The sequence below is a fragment of the Campylobacter sp. BCW_4323 genome (assembly GCF_001763115.1).
Taxonomy (GTDB): Bacteria; Campylobacterota; Campylobacteria; order Campylobacterales; family Campylobacteraceae; genus Campylobacter_D; species Campylobacter_D jejuni.
Genome location: NZ_MJYC01000035.1, coordinates 50434 through 70758, shown reverse-complemented (window position 1 = coordinate 70758; position 20325 = coordinate 50434). Strand labels below are relative to the sequence as shown.

General features: G+C 32.4%; 29 protein-coding genes. 2 read left to right on the top strand and 27 right to left on the bottom strand.

Annotated elements, in window-relative coordinates; translation table 11 throughout:
- Positions 1–160 precede the first annotated feature (160 nt).
- Positions 161–1915 carry a hypothetical protein gene (locus AJN60_RS01935; RefSeq protein ID WP_070285711.1) on the top strand — a complete coding sequence of 585 codons (1755 nt, stop codon included), beginning with the start codon at positions 161–163 and terminating at the stop codon, positions 1913–1915.
- Positions 1916–1918: 3 nt separating this feature from the next.
- Here AJN60_RS01935 and AJN60_RS01930 read toward each other — a convergent pair whose 3' ends face one another.
- From AJN60_RS01930 to topA, 6 genes are all read right to left on the bottom strand, one after another.
- Positions 1919–2686: a hypothetical protein gene (locus AJN60_RS01930; protein WP_079861558.1), complete on the bottom strand. Its 768-nt coding sequence runs from the start codon at positions 2684–2686 to the stop codon at positions 1919–1921.
- Between the two features lie 39 nt (positions 2687–2725).
- The gene (locus AJN60_RS01925) at positions 2726–3490 is read right to left on the bottom strand and encodes a 3'(2'),5'-bisphosphate nucleotidase CysQ (RefSeq protein ID WP_070278383.1); all 765 of its coding nucleotides are present in this window, start codon (positions 3488–3490) and stop codon (positions 2726–2728) included.
- Between the two features lie 81 nt (positions 3491–3571).
- A complete protein-coding gene (locus tag AJN60_RS01920) occupies positions 3572–4840 on the bottom strand; it encodes a citrate synthase (protein ID WP_070285774.1) in 1269 nt (422 codons plus the stop codon).
- A gap of 114 nt (positions 4841–4954) precedes the next feature.
- The gene (locus AJN60_RS01915) at positions 4955–6130 is read right to left on the bottom strand and encodes a cation:proton antiporter (RefSeq protein ID WP_070285773.1); all 1176 of its coding nucleotides are present in this window, start codon (positions 6128–6130) and stop codon (positions 4955–4957) included.
- Positions 6111–6947, bottom strand: a complete 837-nt coding sequence (locus AJN60_RS01910) for a biotin synthase (RefSeq protein WP_070285772.1) — start codon at positions 6945–6947, stop codon at positions 6111–6113. Before AJN60_RS01910 ends, AJN60_RS01915 begins: the two co-directional genes overlap by 20 nt.
- Before the next feature lies 1 nt (position 6948).
- The gene (gene topA, locus AJN60_RS01905; protein WP_070285771.1) at positions 6949–9051 is read right to left on the bottom strand and encodes a type I DNA topoisomerase; all 2103 of its coding nucleotides are present in this window, start codon (positions 9049–9051) and stop codon (positions 6949–6951) included.
- Between the two features lie 194 nt (positions 9052–9245).
- Here topA and AJN60_RS01900 point away from each other — a divergent pair, with 194 nt between their 5' ends.
- Positions 9246–10517, top strand: a complete 1272-nt coding sequence (locus AJN60_RS01900; protein WP_052859156.1) for an MFS transporter — start codon at positions 9246–9248, stop codon at positions 10515–10517.
- Positions 10518–10544: 27 nt separating this feature from the next.
- Here the strand turns inward: AJN60_RS01900 and secY are convergent, their stop codons facing one another.
- The 21 genes from secY to rpsJ all read right to left on the bottom strand — a co-directional run bounded on the left by secY (position 10545) and on the right by rpsJ (position 20291).
- The gene (gene secY / locus AJN60_RS01895) at positions 10545–11810 is read right to left on the bottom strand and encodes a preprotein translocase subunit SecY (protein ID WP_002860827.1); all 1266 of its coding nucleotides are present in this window, start codon (positions 11808–11810) and stop codon (positions 10545–10547) included.
- Positions 11810–12202, bottom strand: coding sequence for a 50S ribosomal protein L15 (rplO, locus tag AJN60_RS01890; protein WP_070285770.1), 393 nt, complete (start codon positions 12200–12202; stop codon positions 11810–11812). Before rplO ends, secY begins: the two co-directional genes overlap by 1 nt.
- Positions 12203–12206: 4 nt before the next feature.
- Positions 12207–12650: a 30S ribosomal protein S5 gene (rpsE, locus tag AJN60_RS01885; RefSeq protein ID WP_002779428.1), complete on the bottom strand. Its 444-nt coding sequence runs from the start codon at positions 12648–12650 to the stop codon at positions 12207–12209.
- A gap of 11 nt (positions 12651–12661) precedes the next feature.
- Positions 12662–13018 (bottom strand): 50S ribosomal protein L18, encoded by a 357-nt coding sequence (gene rplR, locus AJN60_RS01880; RefSeq protein WP_011990975.1) that lies wholly within the window; start codon positions 13016–13018, stop codon positions 12662–12664.
- A gap of 9 nt (positions 13019–13027) precedes the next feature.
- Positions 13028–13564, bottom strand: a complete 537-nt coding sequence (gene rplF, locus AJN60_RS01875; RefSeq protein ID WP_052821999.1) for a 50S ribosomal protein L6 — start codon at positions 13562–13564, stop codon at positions 13028–13030.
- Between the two features lie 78 nt (positions 13565–13642).
- Complete coding sequence (rpsH, locus tag AJN60_RS01870; protein WP_002860830.1) at positions 13643–14038, bottom strand: 30S ribosomal protein S8; 396 nt, start codon at positions 14036–14038, stop codon at positions 13643–13645.
- Positions 14039–14047: 9 nt separating this feature from the next.
- Complete coding sequence (locus AJN60_RS01865) at positions 14048–14233, bottom strand: type Z 30S ribosomal protein S14 (RefSeq protein ID WP_002851478.1); 186 nt, start codon at positions 14231–14233, stop codon at positions 14048–14050.
- 1 nt (position 14234) lies between these two features.
- A complete protein-coding gene (gene rplE, locus AJN60_RS01860; protein ID WP_002851453.1) occupies positions 14235–14780 on the bottom strand; it encodes a 50S ribosomal protein L5 in 546 nt (181 codons plus the stop codon).
- Positions 14781–14783: 3 nt separating this feature from the next.
- Complete coding sequence (gene rplX, locus AJN60_RS01855) at positions 14784–15017, bottom strand: 50S ribosomal protein L24 (RefSeq protein ID WP_002779437.1); 234 nt, start codon at positions 15015–15017, stop codon at positions 14784–14786.
- Positions 15017–15385, bottom strand: a complete 369-nt coding sequence (rplN, locus tag AJN60_RS01850; protein WP_002779438.1) for a 50S ribosomal protein L14 — start codon at positions 15383–15385, stop codon at positions 15017–15019. The genes rplX and rplN overlap by 1 nt, the downstream gene beginning before the upstream one ends.
- On the bottom strand, positions 15385–15636 hold the full coding sequence (gene rpsQ / locus AJN60_RS01845) for a 30S ribosomal protein S17 (RefSeq protein ID WP_002851549.1): 252 nt from the start codon (positions 15634–15636) through the stop codon (positions 15385–15387). The genes rplN and rpsQ overlap by 1 nt, the downstream gene beginning before the upstream one ends.
- An 11-nt stretch (positions 15637–15647) precedes the next feature.
- Positions 15648–15833, bottom strand: a complete 186-nt coding sequence (gene rpmC, locus AJN60_RS01840) for a 50S ribosomal protein L29 (RefSeq protein WP_002851566.1) — start codon at positions 15831–15833, stop codon at positions 15648–15650.
- Positions 15820–16245: a 50S ribosomal protein L16 gene (gene rplP, locus AJN60_RS01835; protein ID WP_002779441.1), complete on the bottom strand. Its 426-nt coding sequence runs from the start codon at positions 16243–16245 to the stop codon at positions 15820–15822. The genes rpmC and rplP overlap by 14 nt, the downstream gene beginning before the upstream one ends.
- Positions 16246–16247: 2 nt before the next feature.
- Positions 16248–16949, bottom strand: coding sequence for a 30S ribosomal protein S3 (gene rpsC, locus AJN60_RS01830; protein WP_029588596.1), 702 nt, complete (start codon positions 16947–16949; stop codon positions 16248–16250).
- Complete coding sequence (rplV, locus tag AJN60_RS01825; RefSeq protein ID WP_002860832.1) at positions 16949–17374, bottom strand: 50S ribosomal protein L22; 426 nt, start codon at positions 17372–17374, stop codon at positions 16949–16951. The genes rpsC and rplV overlap by 1 nt, the downstream gene beginning before the upstream one ends.
- Before the next feature lie 10 nt (positions 17375–17384).
- Positions 17385–17666 (bottom strand): 30S ribosomal protein S19, encoded by a 282-nt coding sequence (gene rpsS, locus AJN60_RS01820; RefSeq protein ID WP_070285769.1) that lies wholly within the window; start codon positions 17664–17666, stop codon positions 17385–17387.
- A 1-nt stretch (position 17667) separates the two neighbouring features.
- Positions 17668–18498 (bottom strand): 50S ribosomal protein L2, encoded by an 831-nt coding sequence (gene rplB / locus AJN60_RS01815; RefSeq protein WP_002825501.1) that lies wholly within the window; start codon positions 18496–18498, stop codon positions 17668–17670.
- Position 18499: 1 nt separating this feature from the next.
- A complete protein-coding gene (locus AJN60_RS01810; RefSeq protein WP_002856384.1) occupies positions 18500–18781 on the bottom strand; it encodes a 50S ribosomal protein L23 in 282 nt (93 codons plus the stop codon).
- Between the two features lie 2 nt (positions 18782–18783).
- Positions 18784–19398, bottom strand: a complete 615-nt coding sequence (rplD, locus tag AJN60_RS01805) for a 50S ribosomal protein L4 (protein ID WP_002825499.1) — start codon at positions 19396–19398, stop codon at positions 18784–18786.
- Positions 19395–19970 carry a 50S ribosomal protein L3 gene (gene rplC, locus AJN60_RS01800; protein WP_002779987.1) on the bottom strand — a complete coding sequence of 192 codons (576 nt, stop codon included), beginning with the start codon at positions 19968–19970 and terminating at the stop codon, positions 19395–19397. Before rplC ends, rplD begins: the two co-directional genes overlap by 4 nt.
- Before the next feature lie 9 nt (positions 19971–19979).
- Entirely contained in the window at positions 19980–20291 is a 312-nt protein-coding gene (gene rpsJ, locus AJN60_RS01795; RefSeq protein WP_002779353.1) for a 30S ribosomal protein S10, read from the bottom strand.
- Positions 20292–20325 lie beyond the last annotated feature (34 nt).

Here is a 20325-nt window from a genome sequence, read left to right as displayed (position 1 = left end):
AAAATTTCATCCTGATAATTTTAAAATTATTAGGATGGATGTTTTTTTGGATTTATTTTTTTTATTTTTGTTTTATTATTTAATTTTATAAAAATATAATTATCTTTTTATGCAACTTATAGGATAATATAGGATTTTAATTTTATTATCTAGGAAGATCATGTTTGATAAAATTCATTATTATTATTTTAATGCTAATTATGAAAAATGTTTAAACTTGAGTGAGCAATTTTTAAAAGAAAGTCCAAAATTTGCTTTAGAATTTGCTATGCTTTCTTCTTATAAACTTTCTCTTTTTCAAAAAGCTTTATATTATGCTCAAGAGCTTTTTTCTTTAAATCCTACAAGTTTTAATGGTCTTATACTTGCTAAAAGCTATATTGAAAATTTAAGATTTGATGAAGCCTTGAATTTATTACAAACACTTTTAACTCGCAAAGATGATTTAGAAGATGAACTTAAGTTAGAATTGGCTTTTATTTATAAACTGAGTAATAAACTAGAAGAATCTGAACAAATTTTCAAAGAATTACTTTCTAAAGATATGTATAATCTTAATCTATGGAAAAATTATGCAGAAATTTATTTTAAACATGATTTTACCAAGGCATTAAATGCACATGAACACTTGTGTCATTTTATGCAAGATTTGATTGATAAACTACAAAAAGGAATCATTGCTGAACAAACCAATCTTAATTTAGTCAAACTTGAAGATAGGCTTCATAGTAAAACCAAAGAAAATCTTACCATTTCTAAAATAGAAGATTTTTTAACTCATCAAATTTTACCCCAAAAAGCATACTTACTTTTTAAGCTTTTTAGAATATCTGATTCTTTAGAACTTTTTCAATCACTGCAAGAAGCCAATCAACACCATGCACAGTTTTGGCAAAACTATGCTAAGGTATTAGAATTTAATTCAAACTATCAAGAAGCTTATCATGCTTATAAAAAATGTCTTAGTTTGGATTCTCATGCAACCTATCAATTTGATTTGGCTTATCTTTTGATGCGTATGGGAGTGGATGATAATTTTGAAGAGGGCAAGAAATATTATGAAAGCAGATTATTTTATGCTCATAATGAAACTTTTTCTACTTATCATTATAATGAAAGCTTAAAAGCTTTTAATAAATTTGGCGTTGATGCTTTTAAAAATAAAGAAGTTTTAGTATTTTGCGAGCAAGGCTTTGGCGATACTATAATGTATGCAAGATGCTTAGAAAAACTTTGCAAAATCGCTTCAAAGGTTTTATTTGCTCCTCAAAGTGCCATGTATGAAATGTTTAAAAATCAAATCAAATTTTTAAATCAAAATGATGATATTTTTAAAAATGTAAAGGTTTTAAAAAATCTACCTACAAATTTTGATTATGCTATTCCTATTTGTTCTTTGCCTTTTTTTATTGATATTAAGCTTGATGAAATTTCACGATTAAAAACACCTATATTGCCACAGAAAAAACCGCATAATAAAAGAAAAAAACTTGGTATTTTTTATGCTACTCCTAATGCTGAAAATTCTGATTTATTAAGAAATGTAAAATTTGAATTTTTATTTGATATATTAAAAGACTTAGATTATGAAATCATTTCTTTTCAAATGCAATTAAAAGAAGAATTACCTAAGGTAATAGAAGATAGAAGTAAGCTTATAAAAAATTGGAATGATACTCTAAATTATTTATATGATATTGACTGTATACTTAGTATTGATAGTGCTATAGCGCATTTAAGTTTAGCTATGGATATTCCTACTATAGTTCTTTTACATCCTAGGTTTGATTGGCGTTGGGGAAAATTTGAAAATCCTAAAAGTTATTTTTGGCCAAAAGCAAAATGTTTTATCATAAAAGAACAAGAAGAAACAAAAAGGAATTTGCAAAAACTGATTAAAGAAATCTTAAACTAAAGCTTAGTTTAAGAGCTTTAGGTGGAAAATTTGGTTTTTGATAACATCAGCTAGCATTTTTGGCATTTGGTTTATAATATCTTGATAATTTTGCTTTGCATCTTGATCTTTTAATGTCAAATTTAATTTTGCATTTTTAGCTGAAAGAATTTTTCCATTGCTTGTAGAAATGATTTTAAAATTAATACTAGCCACACCTTCCTTGCTCGTTGTGATAAAATAATTTGTAATATTTACATAAAAATCTTGCAAATTTACCACCACAACATAATCTGTAAATTTAGCATACATTTTAGCCTTATCTTTTTCTTGTGTTAAAAAAGGACTTACATTTATAAGTTTTGCATCCTTAGGACTAAAATGCGACAAAGTTTTAGAACTTTGATAAATACCATTTGCAGCAGAATTAACCCAATTAAGTTTTAAACTTTGAATCAAATTTTTAGCAAATAATGTAGAAAACTCCTTATCACTCACCCTAAAACCATCTAAAAAATAACCAAAATTTTTCCTAAAAGTTAATACAATAGCAAAATCAATATCTTTATCTTTGGTGATTTGTGATTTTTTTTCAATCAAAGTAGAACTATCAAACAATGCTTTTTGTTGATTTAGATTTGGATTTGCAACATTTTGATTTAGATCTATTAGCTCAAAACTATCTGTGCTTTTTTCAATTTTAATAACTTTTTTCTGAGAAAAATTATTTGCCAAAAGATTAGAACTTAAAACTAAACTTAAAAACAAAATGAAACAATACCTCATCTTCATCCTTATAAACTATTTAAATATAAAATTATACTCTTTATTTTATAAAAAATCTTGTAAAAAATTCATAGATGAAACACAAATAAAAGGACTGGATTTATAATCTAAAGGGTTATATAAAATGTATTTTTTAGAAAAATCTCCCATAAATCCTCCATTTTGATTAATCAAAAAATCTCCTGCTACAATATCCCAAATATTAAGCTTTTCAAATCTTTTATAAACTCCTGCCTTAGCCTCCAAAATAGCACAAAATTTTAATCCAGAGCCTATATTAATAGCTTCTAATTGATGCTCTTTTGCAAAGTCTTCATCTTCTTTGCTAAGATGATTAACACTCAATAAGGCTTTATATTTATTTTTCTCGTATTCTTGCTGGTCAATTTGCAAAGGTTTATCGTTTTTATAAACCTTAGTTTTTGCATGAGCATAGAACATATCACCTTTTGATGGATTTTGTATAAGCGATAAAACAGGGCGATTGTCATGAACTAAACTTATCATAACACAAAATTCATCACTGCCTTTTAAAAAACCACTTGTTCCATCAAGAGGATCAATAAGCCAAAAAGTTTTTAATTCTTCACATTCTTCTTTGCTGAGTAATTTTTCTTCTGATAAAATTTTAATATCCGTAGAACCTAAAATATCATTTAAAATTTTATTAGAAGCAAGATCTGCTGATGTAAGCGGGCTTTTATCTTCTTTTTCCCAAGTTTTAAAATTTTTTCTCTCTTCTAAAATAGCTTTAGAAGCTTGATTGCTAGCATTTATAGCAATTTCTAAAAATTTATCAAGATTAAGCATGATTATAAGACTTTCTATAAGATTTTTTAAAATTATACAAGAAGATTTTGTGGAATTTTTAATTTCCACAAAAATTTTTAATTAAATTTTACTAGTTTCACCCAAATAAAGTTGTCTTGGACGGACTATTTTAAGACTTTCTTGCTCTTTTTGTTCTATCCACTGAGCTATCCATCCTGGGGTGCGTCCTATAACAAATAAAGTGGCAAACATTTCATTTGGAATACCTAAGGCTTTTAAAATAAGTCCGCTATGAAAATCAACATTCGGATATAGCCCTCTTTGTACAAAATAATCATCATTTAAAGCAATCTCTTCTATACGCGTTGCTACTTTAATAAGATTGGTATCAATACCCAACTCATCAATAAGTTGATTACGAAGTTTTTTAAGCACTTTTGCTCTAGGATCAAAATTTTTATAAACCCTATGCCCAAAGCCCATCAAACGGAAAGGATCGTTTTTATCCTTAGCCCTTTTGATGAATTCATCTACTCTATCAACACTACCTATTTGCTCAAGCATTCTAATAACACCTTCATTAGCTCCACCATGTGCATGACCCCAAAGCGCACCAATACCTGCTGCTATACAGGCATAAGGATGAGCGTGAGTTGAACCCACAGCGCGAACTGTTGAAGTTGAAGCATTTTGCTCATGATCTGCATGAAGCATAAAAACTGTATCAAGTGCTTTTACTTCTATAGGTTTAAGTTCTACGTGATTATAAGGATAGGTTCTTAACATATATAAGAAATTTTCTGTAAAACCACGATCTAAATTTGGATAAGCCATAGGAAAGCCGTGTTTATATCTATAAGCGGTGGCGACTATAGTAGGGATTTTAGCTACTATTCTAGCTGCCATTTCCATATATTCTTCTTTTACATTCATGTTTAAATGATCAGGATAAAAAGCACTAAGCGATGAAACAGCACCTTGCAAAACTGCCATAGGATGAGCATTATCAGGAAAAGAATCAAAAAGACGATGCATACCTTCATGGATAAAAGAACGCTTTTTCATTTCATAACGAAATGCTTCAAGACGCGTAGCATCAGGTAGTTCTTTATAAAGTAAAAGATGAACCACATCTAAATAAAGTTTGTTTTCAGCAAGCCACTCTATAGGATAGCCACGGTGCATTAAAATTCCGTTTTCTCCATCAATATAAGTGATTTTTGATTTACAAGTAGCCGTAGAAGTCAAGCCCTCATCATAAGAAAACATTCCTGTTTGTTTATAAAAACTTGACATATCTACAACGCTTGGCCCAGTTGTACCATCATATATAGGAAATTCATAGCTTTTTCCATTTCTATTATCGGTTATAGTAACGGAATTTGACATTTTCACTCCTTTTATTGTTACTTTTATTAATTCTAACAAAAAAGGGCGATTATGAGTTTTTTTATTATTAAATTTTTAATATTTTGTTTGCTTTTTTGAGTAAAAAAGTAACTTTCATTTTTTAGAATTAGAAAGAAATTTAATCATACTCATAACAATAATAGCCTCAAATAACGCTGTTAAAATAAGTGCTGAATAAAGCTTCTCATCAATAACCTTGCCCGAATAACCCAAAGTAGCTGTTGCTATAAGCAAGGTTAAAGGCATAGAATGACTAAGACCAAATAAAATCATATTTTTAAAACCAATTCTTTTTGAAAAAACACTTGCGCATAAAATTCTTAAACCCACCATAACAAACATAAGTAAAAATGCTTGTAAAACGATTTTATAATCTAAAATCATTTTAAGATCAAATGTTGAACCTATATGGATAAAAAAAATAGGGATCAAAAACCCATGTCCAAAAGTAGAAAGCTTGTGCTCAAGATCTTTTTTATGATCAAAAAAAGTAGCTATAAATGAACCTGCTATAAAAGAACCAAGAACGATTTCAAGTTTTGTAATAACCATAGCAACAATAATCAGTATAAAAATGGCCATACAAAATCTTATATCTTTTTCATTTTTATCTTCCCATGGCATAAGCACAACTTTAAGCTGGGGATACCACCAAAAAAGCACACCAAGCATTTTAAATCCAAGCAAACAAAGTCCCAAAAAGATATTAAGATATAAAATACTTTGCGCTACATCAACAATACCCGTTCCTTCGCGCAAAAAAGCTCCCGCTATAGTCAAAAGCACAATAGAAATCACCTCAGCTAAAGTAGCTACTATCATAGCAATATTTAACCAGTAACACTCTTTTCCAAAATCCTTAAAAAGTAAAGATAAAAGCCCTACACTCATCACAGGTATAATGATAACAAATACTAAAGAAAGTCCAAAAATCCATACTATAAAAGAAGATAAAGCATAAAGTAAAAAAATATAAAAAAAACTTTTTTTAGCAATTTCTTTATCCATGTTAAAAAAAGCTCTTAAATTTACCTCCATGCCTGCTATAAACATTAGATAATAAAAACCTACATTGGCTAAAAGTGCAAAATTTTCACTTTTTCCTATGAAACCAAAATACGCTATTATCGCCCCTAAAATAATTTCAGTAGCCGAAAGAGGCAAGCGTAAAATTTTTGCAATATGCGGAGAAAAAAGTAAGCATAAAGCTATAACAATAAGAATTTTTAAATCAATTAAAGCCTGTGTATCAATGACACTCTGATGCAAAAGTAAATCCCATTTCTTTTAATTTTATTATATCTTGACTTGGTTTTTCACCTTTAGTGGTTAAATAATCCCCTATAACAATAGCCCCAGCACCTGCTTGAAAAATTTCATATTGTCTTTCTCGTAATACCACTTCACGCCCGCCTGCTACCATTACCACGCTTTGCGGTAAAGCCTCTTTGGTATCACGAACAATTTTTAAGGCTTCATCAGCACTAAGTCTTGGAACTTGTAGTTTTAAATTTTCATTTGCTATAAAAAAATTAATAGGCGTTGAAAAAGGTTGTAATTCTTGCAAAGATTTTCTAAAACTTAGCCTATCTTCTTCACTCTCACCCATACCATAGATTCCACCACAACAAAGCATAAGCCCTGCTTCTTTAGCGTTTAAATTGGTTTGAAATCTACTTTCCCAAGTATGCGTGGTGCAAATTTGTGGAAAAAATTCCTTAGAAGTTTCAAGATTGTGATTATAAGAAAAAATTCCTGCTTTTTTAAGTTCTTTGAGTTGTTCCACGCTTGCCATGCCATTACAGGCAATTAAAAGCAAGTTAGGCACTTCTTTTTGCACGGCCTTAGCAGCTTCGCAAACATACTCAAGCTTTTCATCATCAAGCCCAAGTCCTGCTGTAACCAAACAAAAACCCAAGGCTTCATTTTTCTTTGCCATTTTTGCTTCTAAAACGATTTGTGAAAGTTCTTTACGACGATATTTTTGAATATCTGTTTTTACATGGGCACTTTGGGTACAGTATTTACAGTCTTCTGAACAATTTCCACTCGCTATATTTGAAATAGCACAAAGCATGATTTGCATTCTAATCCTTCATTTCTTTTTTGATTTTGCACTTTAAGCATTCTAAGAATGTACCTTTTTTAAGCTCTTTTATCACTAAAGTTTCGCCACATTCTTCGCATTTTTCTTCACTTGGTTTGTATTTGCTTATAAAATTGCATTTTGGATAAGCGCTACAGCCATAAAATTTACCGCGTTTTGAAAAGCGTTCTACGATTTCACCTTTTTGACAACTTGGACAAGTAATACCTGTACCATTAGCTTTAGCTTTTGCGGCAGTATTTTCGCTTTCATTTTTACTTTCACTTTTTAAATTTCTTGAATACTTACATTTTGGGAAATTTAAACACGCTACAAATTCTCCAAAACGTCCTTTTCTAATAGCAAGTTCCCCGCCACAATCGGGACAACTTTCACCTAGCTTTGTGACAGTTTTTTGACTAGCGATTTTTGTTTTTCCTTCTTCGATTTTTCTCATAAAAGGATAATAAAATTCTTTTAAAGTTTCTTGCCAATCTGCCTTATCTTCAGCGATTTCATCTAGGGTATTTTCAAGGTTTGAAGTAAATTTGCTATCTACTATATCGCTAAAATTTTTTTCAAGCACTTCGGTTACATTAAAAGCAACCTCACTAGGAATAAGTTGTTTTTTGTCTATTTTTACATAATCACGGCTTGTAAGTATAGAAATGGTTGGTGCATAAGTAGAAGGGCGACCTATGCCTAAACTTTCAAGTTTTTTTACAAGTCCTGCTTCTGAATACCTTGAAGGTGGTTCGGTAAAATGTGAGTTCATTTCTAAATTTTGTATTTTTAAATTTTCACCTATTTTAAAATTTGGTAAAATTTTATCCTTATCCATATCACCATAAACTTTATAATATCCCTCAAAAAGGATTTTTCTACCGCCTATTTTAAAAACTGCTCTATCATTTTTTACAAATACATTTTGAGTTTGAGAGATAGCAGGATTCATCTGACAGGCTAAAAAGCGATTGTAAATAAGTGTGTAAAGTTTTAACTCATCTTTGTCTAAAAATTTAGCTGCAATTTCTGGAGTAAAACTTAAATTTGTAGGGCGTATAGCTTCATGTGCTTCTTGAGCACCTTTAGCCTTTGTAGTATATACATTTGCTTTGCTTGGAAGATAATCTTGGCCAAAATTTGCTTGTATGAATTTTCTTGCATTTTCTATAGCTTCTTTGGCCAAATTTAAACTATCAGTTCTCATGTAGGTAATAACCCCCATCACGCCCTCGTGAGTATTTACTCCTTCATAGAGTTTTTGAGCTATCATCATGGTTTTTTTAGGGTTAAAACTAAGGCGATTGCTAGCACTTTGCTGTAAAGTTGAAGTCATAAAAGGAGGTGGTGGAGCGATTTTTCTTTCTTTGCTTTCAATGTCACTTATAGTATAAGCTTCATTTTTGCAAGCTTCCAGTACAAGTTTGGCACGATCTTTGTTGATAATGGTAAGTTTTTCTATCTTAGCTTTGTCAAACTCAACTAGTTCTGCATCCAAATCTTTTTGAAAAATCATATCTATGCTAAAATATTCCAGTGGTACAAAGGCACGAATTTCTTTTTCACGATCGACTATGATCTTTAAAGCCGCACTTTGAACACGCCCTGCGCTAAGTCCTCTTTGAATTTTTTGCCCCAATAAGGGGCTGAGTTTATATCCTACAATGCGATCTAAAAGGCGTCTAGTTTGTTGGGCATTTACAGAGTGCATATCTAATTTTCTTGGATTTTTTAAAGCATTTTCTATAGCACTTTTAGTAATTTCATGGAAAACGATGCGTGGCAAGGTGTTTTCATCTTTTCCTATAGCTTTTGCAATATGATAAGCTATGGCTTCTCCTTCTCTATCCTCATCCGTTGCAAGATAGACTTCTTTGGCATCTTTGGCTTTGCTTTTAAGTTCTTTAACTAAGGCGCTATGATCGCTTGTGATTCTATACTCAGGGATAAATTCACCATCTTCTATTTTAATCCCAAAGCTTGATTTAGGCAAATCCCTAATATGTCCTTTAGAGGCAATCACTTCATAATCTTTTCCCAAAAAATTTCCTATGGTTTTAGCTTTTGCAGGAGATTCTACTATGATTAAATTTTTCTTCATTTTACACCCTTGTTAAATAAAAAGCTGAATTTAGCTAAAAATATTTAAAATTCTACTTATAAAATATATTTTAATTAGGCTAAAATATTTTAAAAACAAAACTATCATAGCAAAATAAATAAAATATAATTTTAAGTAATTTTAAATACAAATCATAATTTTTGGAGTATAATAAAATAAAAAAGGTAAAAATTATGAATAGCAAAAATTATAAATTTCATCCAAATGACACAAAAATGGATAGAAAAATAATTCAAATTACTGAAAAGTCTGGATTTAAAGCGGCTGTGTTTTCTATGGCCGCTATGACTATGCTAGGAAGCGTAGTCATTTCATCTGCTCTGCCTGCTATCAACAGACATTTTGAAGAACTTTTAACCCAAAGTGGCGCTACTCTTGCTTCAAGTTTCACATTAGCTCATCTTGATATACTTGTTCGCTTAATTTTAACCATTCCTGCTATTTTTGTTGTCATTTTATCTCCATTTGCTGGTATTTTAATGGATAAATTTGGCAAATTAAAATTCATTCTTCCAGCTATGGTGGTTTGGACTATTTCTGGGGTAAGTGGCTTTTTCTTAAATGATATTTATGCTATACTGACTTCAAGAGCTATTTTTGGTATGGCAACTGCTTTTATAATGACAGGCGCTTCGGCTTTACTTGGAGATTATTATAGTCGCGGTGGCTTTAATCGCAGAGAAAATGCTTTAAGTCTTCAAGGATTTTTTTGTGCGGTAGGGGGTGCTATTTTTATTTCTATTGCGGGATTTGTTTCAAGTTATTCTTGGCGTTATCCTTTTTTGGTATATGGACTTGGAATTTTAATTACCTTAATGGCTATCATTTATCTTTTTGAACCTAGAAAATTTAAATTCTATAATCATACAAAAATAGAAGCAAAAACAAATTATTGGCAATTTTTCCCTATCTATTTTATAGGTTTTTTTATCATGGTAGTTTATTATATTTCGCCAACTCAACTTCCTTACTATATAGAAGAACATTTAGGATTGGATCCTAAATATATAGGTATTTCGATGTCTGTGTCTGCACTATGTTATGGTTTTTTCTCTCTAAGCTATAGATATATTATAAAATTCTTAAGTATTAAAACTATCTATGTTTTAACTCTTTTTATCGTATCTTGTTCTTTTTTGCTGCTTTTTTTAGTAGATAGCTTTTTCACAGTTTTAATCGCCTTAGCTTTGCTTGGAATGGGCGGAGGTATTATGCTTGTAAATAATACGGCTTATCTTTTTTCAATCTGTCCCGAAAATGCTCGCGCTAGGGCTTATGGAATTTTAGCAAGTTGTATATTTTTAGGACAATTTTTAAGTCCTATTATCTCTCAACCTATCGTTAGGCAAATGGGTCTTGTAGATGCTTTTTTAATATGGTCAATAGTAATTTTTATAGTGTGCATTGTGTTTTTATTTTTAAAGCAAAAACCTAGGATAAATTAGCAAGAAAAATCTTGCTAATTTTATTTATTACAAACCTACTGCACTTAAAGTTTGGTATTTACTCATATAAATTTGAGCTTCAATTTTTCTCATTGTATCAAGCGCTACTTGAACTACAATAAGTACAGAAGTACCGCCAAAATGAAAAGGCACGCCCATAAATTTCACCAAAACCCAAGGCAAGGTTGCAACAAGCCCTAAATAAATAGAACCTGATAAAGTTAAACGAGAAGCCACTTCATTAAGATAATTTGAAGTTCCTTCACCTGGACGAATTCCAGGGATAAAACCGCCTTGTTTTTTCAAATTTTCTGCTATGTCTTTAGCGTTAAATACAATAGAAGCATAAAAATAAGCAAAGAAAATTACAAACAAGAAAGTTAAAACATGAAACAAATAACCATTTGGATTTAAAAAGTCATTAATGGCTTGTAGATAAGGATTTGTACTAGTTTGTAAAATCGTTGTTGGAAACATCAAAATCGCACTAGCAAAAATCGGTGGAATAACTCCACTAAGATTGAGTTTAATAGGAATATAATTCATAATGCGTTTGTTTTGATTTTGCATTACAACTTTACGAGAATAAGAAATAGGAATTCTTCTTTCTCCAAGTTCTACATAAATAATCACGCCTATAGTGATTAAAATCAAAGCAAAAATTGCAAAAGCGGTTAAGAAATTCATCTCACCTGAATTAATTTGTCCTACAGTTCCTGAAATCGCTCTTGGAATACCTGAAACAATACCTGCAAAAATGATTAAAGAAATACCATTTCCTATACCTCTTTGTGTAATTTGTTCGCCAAGCCACATTAAAAGCATAGTTCCTGCAAGCATAGAAATAGCACAAAGTGCGATAAACATATTTAAATCTTCCACCATTATAGCCCCTGCGCCACCACGACCATGTAAGCTTTGCAAACCTATAGCAACGCCTATACTTTGAACCAAAGTAATCACAATAGTCGCATAACGGATAATTTGCATATATTTTTGCATACTATCACGCTCTTTTTTCATCTTACCGATATTTGGAAAAGTTGCTGCAAGAAGCTCCATGATAATAGAAGCAGTAATATAAGGCATAATACCTAAAGAAATGATAGAAAAGCGTTCAGCCGCTCCACCACTAAAAACATTAAATAAACCCAAAGCATTGTTTTGATTGTTATTAAAAAATTCCGCAATCACATCAGCATTGACGCCAGGAACTGGCACATAAGCCAGAACCCTATAAGCAAATAAAAATGCTAAGGTGATTAAAATCTTATTCGTCAATGCTCTATTCATTATTTTGATCCGGTGACGCTAATATTCTCGTCTTTGATTTTTGATACTAAGTCTTTTGCACTTACACCAATTAATTTGATTTTATTCACAGATTTTGAAATTTTGTGAATACTTTTAATGCTCTCAAATGTAATTTCACTAAGCTCTTTTACAGCTATGATTTTTTCAACATTGATTACATAAGGTTTTTGAATTTTAGAAGTAAAACCTACTTTTGGTAGTCTTCTTTGAAGTGGTTGTTGACCCCCTTCAAAACCTCTTTTTTCATTATAGCCTTTTCTAGCAGTTTGACCTTTACCCCCTTTAGTAGCAGTCTTACCCATGCCAGAACCTTGACCACGACCAATTCTTTTAGTTTTATGCGTTGAACCCGCTGCTTTTGTTAAATTCATCTTCTTATCCTTTTAACATTGTTAAAGCTTTGATTGTAGCACGAACCACATTAGCTGAATTATTTGAACCCAAAGACTTGGTTAAGATGTCTTTAATACCTGCAAGCTCCACAATAGGGCGTGTAGAACCACCCGCGATAACTCCTGTACCTTCACTAGCTGGTTTAAGTAAAATTCTACTTGCGTTGTATTTTACCTCTACATCATGAGCGATAGTTGAGCCTTTAGTTTTAACTTCAACGATATTTTTAAACGCATCGTCAACAGCTTTACGGATAGCATCTGGAACTTCCTTAGCCTTACCATAACCAACACCTACCAAACCTTTGCGGTTTCCAACGATAACTAAAGCAGTAAATCTAAATCTTCTACCACCTTTAACAACCTTAGTAACTCTGCCGATATCGACGATTACTTCTTCAAATTCTTCTCTATTATATTTTTCCATCGATTTACCCCTTATAGCCTAATGCCATTTTCTCTTAAAGATTCAGCCAAAACTGCAATAACACCATGATATACATAACCATTTCTATCAAAAACAGCTTGTTCTATCTTTTTAGCTTTTAAAGTTTTAGCAAATTCAGCAGCGATTTTTTTAGCGCCTTCTTTATTTGCTTTAACGCCAAGTTTGCGTCCATCAACTGCTGCTAAAGTTACAGCTTTTACATCATCAATCGCTTGGATATATAGAGTTCTGTTCGATTTAAATACAGAAATTCTTGGAAAATTTTCACAACCTGAAATTTTCGCTCTAATTCTTTTTTTTCTTTTGATTCTTAAAGTTAGTTTTCTTTTTAATACATTTGCTCTCATATTCTACCCTTACTTCTTAGATGTCTTACCAGCTTTGCGGATAATGCGTTCATCAGAATACTTAACGCCTTTTCCTTTATATGGCTCTGGTGGTCTAAATTCACGAATTTGAGCAGCAACTTGACCTACAACTTGTTTATCACTTCCTTTAACTGCAATAGTATTTTTATCCACTACAATTTCAATTCCTTCTGGAATATCATAATTAATAGGATGAGAAAAACCAAGGCTTAGTTCTAAAACTTTACCTTTTAAAGCTGCTTTATAACCAACTCCATTGATTTCAAGAGTTTTTGAAAAACCTTGAGTTAAACCTATAACGATATTGTAAGCTAAAGCTCTGTAAGTTCCCCAATAAGCTCTACTTTGTCTATCTTCACCTTTTGGAGAAAAAAGAATATTATTATCTTTAATCTCAACATTTACATTTGCTTTAGTATCAAGTTCTTTTGCCAAATTTCCTTTTTTAAATTTAAGCAAATTTCCTTCTAATTTTACTTCTACTCCTGCTGGAATAGCAATCGGTTGTTTACCTATACGAGACATATTTTTCCTTTTTATTTGTCTAGGATATTTCTACTTTTTTAAAAGAATGGATACCCAATGCCATAAAAAGCAGATTTTTTACCAAATAGTACATAAAATTTCGCCGCCAACACCTGCTTTATAAGCTTCATCATTAGCTAAAACGCCACGACTTGTGCTAACTACGATAGTACCATAACCATTTTTAAAACGCTTGATTTCATCTTTACCTTTATAAACACGACGACCGGGCTTAGAAATTCTTTTAAGCTCATTGATAACACTCTTACCTTTTTCATCGTATTTTAAAACTACATTGATAAATTTCTTTTTATCTTCTTCAATAACATTAAAACTCTCAATATAGCCCTTAGCTTGAAAAATTCCAACTAAAGCTTCTACAACTTTAGAATGTAAAAGCTTGGTTGTTTCAAGCTTTCTCATTCCTGCATTTCTGATACGAGTGAGTGAATCTGAAATAATATCATTTATCATATTTTATCCTTACCAACTTGCTTTCTTAAGACCTGGAATCAAACCTTCATTGCCCATTTTTCTTAGGCAAACTCTGCAAATTCCAAAATCTCTATAAACCGAATGCGGACGCCCACAAATTTGGCATCTCGTATAAGCTCTAACCTTAAATTTAGGCTTGCGTGCCGCTTTTGCAATCATTGATTTTTTAGCCATCTTACTTTCCTTTTGTAAATGGCACACCGATAAGTTCTAATAACTTTTGTGCCTGTTTGTCATTTTGTGCTGTTGTAACTATAGAAATATTCATACCATGAGTTCTTAAAATTTTATCATACTCCACTTCTGGGAACATCAACTGCTCATCAAGACCGAAGTTATAGTTTCCGCGTCCATCAAAACCATCTCTACTTAAACCTCTAAAGTCTTTCACCCTTGGCAAAGCAATAGAAATTAATTTATCAAGAAAAGCATACATATTTTCTTTTCTTAAAGTTACCATTACACCCACAGGAAAACCTTCGCGAACTTTAAATCCTGCAACTGATTTTTTAGCTTTAGTAATCACAGCCTTTTGTCCTGCAATTAAAGAAATAGTATCTGCAACATTTTGCAATACTTTTTGATCTTTAGCCAACTCACCAGCACCTACGCTGATAACTACTTTTTCGATCACAGGGATAAGCATAGGATTTTTAATATCAAATTCTTTAACCAATGCAGGTTTAATGCTTTGATTGTATTTTTCTTTTAATCTCATCATCGCTTACTCCTGAACTTTTGCCACATTGGAAATATCCATTGGCATTTCTTTATTGATAAAACCACCATTTGGGTTTTTCTCACTCGGCTTAATAGCTTTTTTAGCGATTTTACATCCTTCAACTACCACTTTAAGTGTTTTTGGATATACCGCTAAAACTTTACCTGTTTTACCTTTATCATCGCCTGTGATAACCTTAACGCTATCACCTTTTTTGATTTTTAATTTAACCGCCATTATAATACCTCCGGTGCTAGTGAAACGATTTTCATAAAGCCACCATATCTAACTTCTCTGCCCACTGGCCCAAAGATACGAGTTCCGATAGGCTCTCTTTTGTTATCAAGAATAACCGCAGCATTTTCATCAAAACGAATCAAAGAACCATTATCTCTATGAATTTCTTTTTTAGTTCTAACAATAACCGCTTTTACCACTTGACCTTTTTTAACTTTTCCATTTGGTAAAGCTTTTTTAACAGATGCAACGATTACATCACCTACAGTAGCGTATCTTCTTTTGCTACCCCCTAAAACCTTAATACACATTAATTCTTTTGCACCGCTATTATCAGCAACTGCAAGTCTAGTAAAACTTTGAATCATTACTCAACTCCTGTAGCTAATACAGATTTTAAGCGAAACGATTTTCTTTTTGAAAGTGGTCTACATTCTACTGCAACAACAGTATCACCCACTTTAACTTCATTTCTCTCATCATGAATTAGATATTTTTTAAAGCGTTTAACAATTTTTCTATATCTTGGATGAACCACTTTTCTTTCAACCAAAACACTTGCGGTTTTTTCACCAGCGATTTTAACAACAACGCCTTGAATTTCTCTTTTAAATGCCATTTTCTCTATCCTTATCTTAAAGCGTTAATTGCTGTATTTATTCTAGCAATGTCTTTTTTTACTTGGCTAATCTCTTTTGGATTAGTAAGTTGCATTGTTTTTAGCTTTTGTTTTAAAGTGAATAAAAGCACCTTTTTTTCTTTTAGCATTGTTGCAAGCTCAGCTGCTGTTTTATCTTTAATCTCAGTATATTTCATTTTGGCTCTCTCTTGTAACAAACTTAGTTTTAAATGGAAGTTTATGCATAGCTAAAGTCAATGCTTCTCTTGCCATTTCTTCGCTTACTCCTGCCATTTCATAAATGATACGGCCTGGCTTGATATTCATTACCCATTCCTCAACAGCACCTTTACCTTTACCCATACGAGTTTCTAAAGGTTTTTTTGTCAAAGGCTTATCTGGGAAAACTCTAATCCAAGTTTTTCCTTGTCTTTTAACGAAGCGAGTTAAAGCAATACGCGCTGCTTCGATTTGGCGTGAGTTAATGCGTCCTGCTTCAGTTGCTTTTAATGCAAATTCACCAAAAGTAAATTCTGTTCCACGATTAGCATAACCTCTGTTACGCCCTTTCATCATTTTGCGATATTTAGTTCTTTTTGGCATTAACATGATTATTTACCCCTTCTTGTGCGTCTTGACTTTTTAGCTGGAGCACTTTCTTCAGTTTTTTCAGGTTGCATACCTTTGTGTAATACCTCACCTTTAAAGATCCATACTTTAACCCCTATGTTTCCATAAGTAGTTCTAGCTTCTGCAAAACCATAATCGATTTTTGCTCTTAAAGTATGAAGTGGAACGCGTCCTTCAAGATACCATTCTGTTCTTGCCATTTCAGCACCGCCTAAACGACCAGAAACTGAAACTTTAATCCCTTTAGCACCTGCTTTTTGCGCGCCTTGAATTACTTTTTTCATTGCTCTTCTAAAAGCAATTCTTTTTTCAAGTTGAGTTGCAACACTTTCAGCAGCAAGTTGAGCTGAAGCTCCTGCTTTTCTTTCTTCTTTGATATTGATATTTACATCTTTACCGATTAAATCTTGCAATTCTTTTCTTAAATTATCAACATCACTACCTTTTTTACCGATGATGATACCTGGTCTTGCAGCAACTACAGTAACGCGAAGTTTTTTAGCAGTTCTTTCTACTAAAATTTGGCTAATTCCTGCATAATAAAGTTTTCTTTTTAAGAAAGCTCTGATTTTGTAATCTTCACCGATATTTTCTACTAAATTTGCTTTAGTTGGAAACCATCTTGATTCCCAGTTTCTATTGATTCCTAGTCTTAGACCAATTGGATTAACTTTTTGTCCCATTAGCTTTCCTTTTTCGCTGTTGCTTTTTTAGTGCTTGTTGTTTTTTTAGCTGGAGCTTTTGTTGTAGTAGTTTTTTTAGCTACTGTTTTTTTCTCTTCAGCTTTCACTTCTGCTTTTGCCACTTCTACTAAAATATGTGAAGTTGGTTTTCTAATACGACTTGCACTTCCTCTAGCTCTTGGTCTAAATCTTTTTAACACCGCAGCTGCATCCACGCGACAACTTTTTACAATCACTTCGTTTGCTTCAAAGCCACCATTTGCTACTGCACTTGAAATTGCGTTTGCGATATATTTTGCACCTTTATTTGGCATAAATTTTAAACTAGCCATAGCTAATTCTGCATTCATCCCCTGAACTTCCCTAGCAATCAATCTTGCTTTAGTTGGAGATAATCTTATGAATTTAATTAATGCTTTACTCATATCTTATCCCTTACTTACCAATTTTCTTTTGCACAGAGCCTTTATGCCCTTTAAATGTGCGCGTTGGAGCAAATTCACCAAGCTTATAACCGATATGATTTTCAGTAACATAAACTGGAATAAAGCTTTTACCATTATGAACATTAAATGTAAGTCCTATCATATCAGGAGTAATTGTGCTTCTTCTTGACCAAGTTTTAATTGGTTTATTATCATTAGCCTTTTTAGCAGCGATGACTTTTTTCATTACATGATCATCAACAAAAGGACCTTTTTTTAGTGATCTAGCCATCTTACTTTCCTTTTCTTCTTGAAATTATTAGCTTATCGCTAGCTTTTTTACGACGAGTTTTCGCACCTTTAGTTGGTTTACCCCATGGAGTTACTGGATGACGGCCTGAATTTTTCTTACCTTCACCCCCACCGTGCGGGTGATCTACTGGGTTCATAGCAGAACCACGAGTTTGTGGACGGATGCCTCTATGGCGATTTCTACCTGCTTTACCGATAGTTACATTAGCCCATTCTTCATTTCCAACTTCGCCAATACTTGCCATACATTCAGCTAAAACTTGTCTCATTTCGCCACTTGCAAGTCTTAAGATAACATATTTTTCTTCTTTACCCATAAGTTGTGCATAAGCACCTGCAGAACGGATCATTTGACCGCCTTTGCCTGGCTTTAACTCAACATTATGAACAATAGTACCCACAGGAATGTTTTTAAGTTTCATTGCATTACCTGGTTTAATATCAAGTCCGCTTTCAGCAGCTGCAACAATATCGCCAACGCTTAATCCACGTGGTTGAAGAATATATCTTTTTTCCCCATCTTTATAAGCAATCAAAGCAATTCTACAATTTCTATATGGATCATACTCGATTGCTTCTACTTTACCTTCTATACCGAATTTACGACGTTTAAAATCAATAATTCTGTAAAGTTTTTTAGCACCCGCTTCTTTATGACGACTTGTAATTCTTCCATAGCTGTTGCGACCCGCGTGTGCTGGAAGTTTAACAAGTAGTGAGCGTACACTTGGTTTAGCTGTAATATCTTCAGAACTTAAACCTGTGATATATCTTCTACTTGGAGTATATGGTTTATAAGTTTTAATTGCCATCTTAAGCCTCCGTATTTTCTAAGCTAACACCTTCAGGTAGCTTAACATAGAATTTTTTATAATCGTTTCTTTGACCTAAACGACCTCTAAAACGCTTAACTTTTCCATCCATTCTTAAAGAATTGATACTTTTTGGAGTTACACCAAAATACTCTTTTAAAACCGCTTTTAAGCCTGTTTTAGTCATCTTTGGTGAAGTTTGAATAACTACGACACCTTGCTCTTGCAAATTCAAACTTTTTTCTGTGTAAAGTATAGTCTTTATATCAGTAATATCTGCCATAATTATCCCTCTTTTGTAATAGATTCTAACGCTGATTTTTCCATAATAACAGCATTAAATACAGATACTAAATAAGCATTTACTTCGCTTACATCAACTACATAGCAATTTGCTAAATTTCTGTAAGCTAAAAGTGTTTTTTCATCTAGTAAATCTTTAACGATTAAAGCATCTTTGACGCCAAGTTTTTTAATCACAGCGTTTGCATCTTTTGTTTTGCCACTTTCAATAGCTAAAGAATCAGCAGTAAATAACGCACCTTTAGCTGCTTTATCTGCTAAAGCTCTTTCAAGCGCCAATCTTTTTTGTTTTTTATTTACTTTTTGAAAGTAGTTTCTTTCATTTGTTGGACCAAAAGCAACCGCGCCACCTACCCAAACGTTAGTTCTTGTTGAACCCGCTCTAGCACCGCCACGACCTTTTTGTCTCCAAGGTTTTTTACCACCACCACTTACATCACTTCTACCTTTAGTATGAGCTGTATTTGCTCTTAAACTTGCAAGGTAAGATTTTACATATAAGTAAAGATTGTGTGGATTTACTTCCGCATATTTTGAAGGTAAATCAAGTTCACCTGCTTTTTCTAACTTATCATTTAAAACAACTACTTTACTCATTTTGCAATCCTTATTTTACCCATAGCACCATTATAACCTGGTACTGCACCTTTAACTACTAAAATTTTGTTTTCAGCATCATAAGATACAACTTCGTTTTTAACGGTTACTTTAGTATTTCCATAGTGTCCTGCCATTTTCATACCTGGTTGAACACGACCTGGCCATTCTCTATTACCAATAGATCCGTGGCGTCTATGAAATCTCGAACCGTGACTTGCTGGACCCCCTGCAAAGTTATGTCTTTTCATAACACCGCTATAACCTCTACCTTTAGTGTTAAAGCTTACTTTTAAAATTTTTGCTTCATTTAATGGAGTTTCATCTAAATCTCCTGCTTCAGTATTTGCTACTTCTAAAGTCGCAAATCTATTGTATTCTGCAGAAAGATTATACTTTTTTTGTTGTCCTGCGACACATTTATTACTTGCTTTACCTTTTGGATATGCTACTAAAGCCTTTCCGCCTTCAACTTCACATACTTTTGCATTTACAACTCTTAGTAAAGTTACAGCGATACTTGGATTAGTAATTGTTCTGCTCATTCCGATTTTTTCTACAATATATTCCATATCTTATCCTTACTTACCCATAGCTCTTACTTCAACGCTTACTTCTGGCGCTAAATCAAGCTTAGTTAAAGAATCAACTGTATCTGGAGTCGCTGCTACTATATCTAGCATACGCGCGTGAATTCTTATCTCAAACTGCTCACGAGAATCTTTGTTAATGTGTGGAGATTTTAAAACTGTATAGCGTTTGATTTTAGTAGGCATTGGTATCGGACCTCTGATATCCGCACCTGTTCTTTTAACAGCTTCTACGATTGCTGCAACTGTTCTGTCTAGTACTCGATGGTCATAAGCTTTTAGCTTAAGCCTAATTCTTTCCATAATATTTCCTTTAAAAAGAACTCGTTAGTTAAAA

Coding starts and splice junctions, on each gene's coding strand:
- rpsC (WP_029588596.1), bottom strand. CDS start 16,949: ATGGGACAAAAAGTTAATCCAATTGGTCTAAGACTAGGAATCAATAGA.
- rplE (WP_002851453.1), bottom strand. CDS start 14,780: ATGATGAGATTAAAAGAAAAATACAATCAAAGCATTAAACCTGCATTG.
- AJN60_RS01925 (WP_070278383.1), bottom strand. CDS start 3,490: ATGCTTAATCTTGATAAATTTTTAGAAATTGCTATAAATGCTAGCAAT.
- AJN60_RS01935 (WP_070285711.1), top strand. CDS start 161: ATGTTTGATAAAATTCATTATTATTATTTTAATGCTAATTATGAAAAA.
- rplO (WP_070285770.1), bottom strand. CDS start 12,202: ATGAATTTAACAAAAGCAGCGGGTTCAACGCATAAAACTAAAAGAATT.
- topA (WP_070285771.1), bottom strand. CDS start 9,051: ATGAAGAAAAATTTAATCATAGTAGAATCTCCTGCAAAAGCTAAAACC.
- rpmC (WP_002851566.1), bottom strand. CDS start 15,833: ATGAAATATACTGAGATTAAAGATAAAACAGCAGCTGAGCTTGCAACA.
- AJN60_RS01900 (WP_052859156.1), top strand. CDS start 9,246: ATGAATAGCAAAAATTATAAATTTCATCCAAATGACACAAAAATGGAT.
- rplP (WP_002779441.1), bottom strand. CDS start 16,245: ATGTTAATGCCAAAAAGAACTAAATATCGCAAAATGATGAAAGGGCGT.
- AJN60_RS01865 (WP_002851478.1), bottom strand. CDS start 14,233: ATGGCTAAAAAATCAATGATTGCAAAAGCGGCACGCAAGCCTAAATTT.
- AJN60_RS01910 (WP_070285772.1), bottom strand. CDS start 6,947: ATGCAAATCATGCTTTGTGCTATTTCAAATATAGCGAGTGGAAATTGT.
- AJN60_RS01810 (WP_002856384.1), bottom strand. CDS start 18,781: ATGGCAGATATTACTGATATAAAGACTATACTTTACACAGAAAAAAGT.
- rplB (WP_002825501.1), bottom strand. CDS start 18,498: ATGGCAATTAAAACTTATAAACCATATACTCCAAGTAGAAGATATATC.
- secY (WP_002860827.1), bottom strand. CDS start 11,810: ATGAATAGAGCATTGACGAATAAGATTTTAATCACCTTAGCATTTTTA.
- rpsJ (WP_002779353.1), bottom strand. CDS start 20,291: ATGGAAAGAATTAGGCTTAAGCTAAAAGCTTATGACCATCGAGTACTA.
- rplD (WP_002825499.1), bottom strand. CDS start 19,398: ATGAGTAAAGTAGTTGTTTTAAATGATAAGTTAGAAAAAGCAGGTGAA.
- AJN60_RS01930 (WP_079861558.1), bottom strand. CDS start 2,686: ATGAAGATGAGGTATTGTTTCATTTTGTTTTTAAGTTTAGTTTTAAGT.
- rplN (WP_002779438.1), bottom strand. CDS start 15,385: ATGATTCAAAGTTTTACTAGACTTGCAGTTGCTGATAATAGCGGTGCA.
- rplR (WP_011990975.1), bottom strand. CDS start 13,018: ATGAGAGCAAATGTATTAAAAAGAAAACTAACTTTAAGAATCAAAAGA.
- rpsH (WP_002860830.1), bottom strand. CDS start 14,038: ATGATAAATGATATTATTTCAGATTCACTCACTCGTATCAGAAATGCA.
- rplC (WP_002779987.1), bottom strand. CDS start 19,970: ATGGAATATATTGTAGAAAAAATCGGAATGAGCAGAACAATTACTAAT.
- rpsS (WP_070285769.1), bottom strand. CDS start 17,666: ATGGCTAGATCACTAAAAAAAGGTCCTTTTGTTGATGATCATGTAATG.
- rplX (WP_002779437.1), bottom strand. CDS start 15,017: ATGGCGGTTAAATTAAAAATCAAAAAAGGTGATAGCGTTAAGGTTATC.
- rplV (WP_002860832.1), bottom strand. CDS start 17,374: ATGAGTAAAGCATTAATTAAATTCATAAGATTATCTCCAACTAAAGCA.
- rpsQ (WP_002851549.1), bottom strand. CDS start 15,636: ATGGCATTTAAAAGAGAAATTCAAGGCGTTGTTGTTAAAATCGCTGGT.
- AJN60_RS01920 (WP_070285774.1), bottom strand. CDS start 4,840: ATGTCAAATTCCGTTACTATAACCGATAATAGAAATGGAAAAAGCTAT.
- rpsE (WP_002779428.1), bottom strand. CDS start 12,650: ATGGAAAAATATAATAGAGAAGAATTTGAAGAAGTAATCGTCGATATC.
- rplF (WP_052821999.1), bottom strand. CDS start 13,564: ATGTCTCGTATAGGTAAACAACCGATTGCTATTCCAGCAGGAGTAGAA.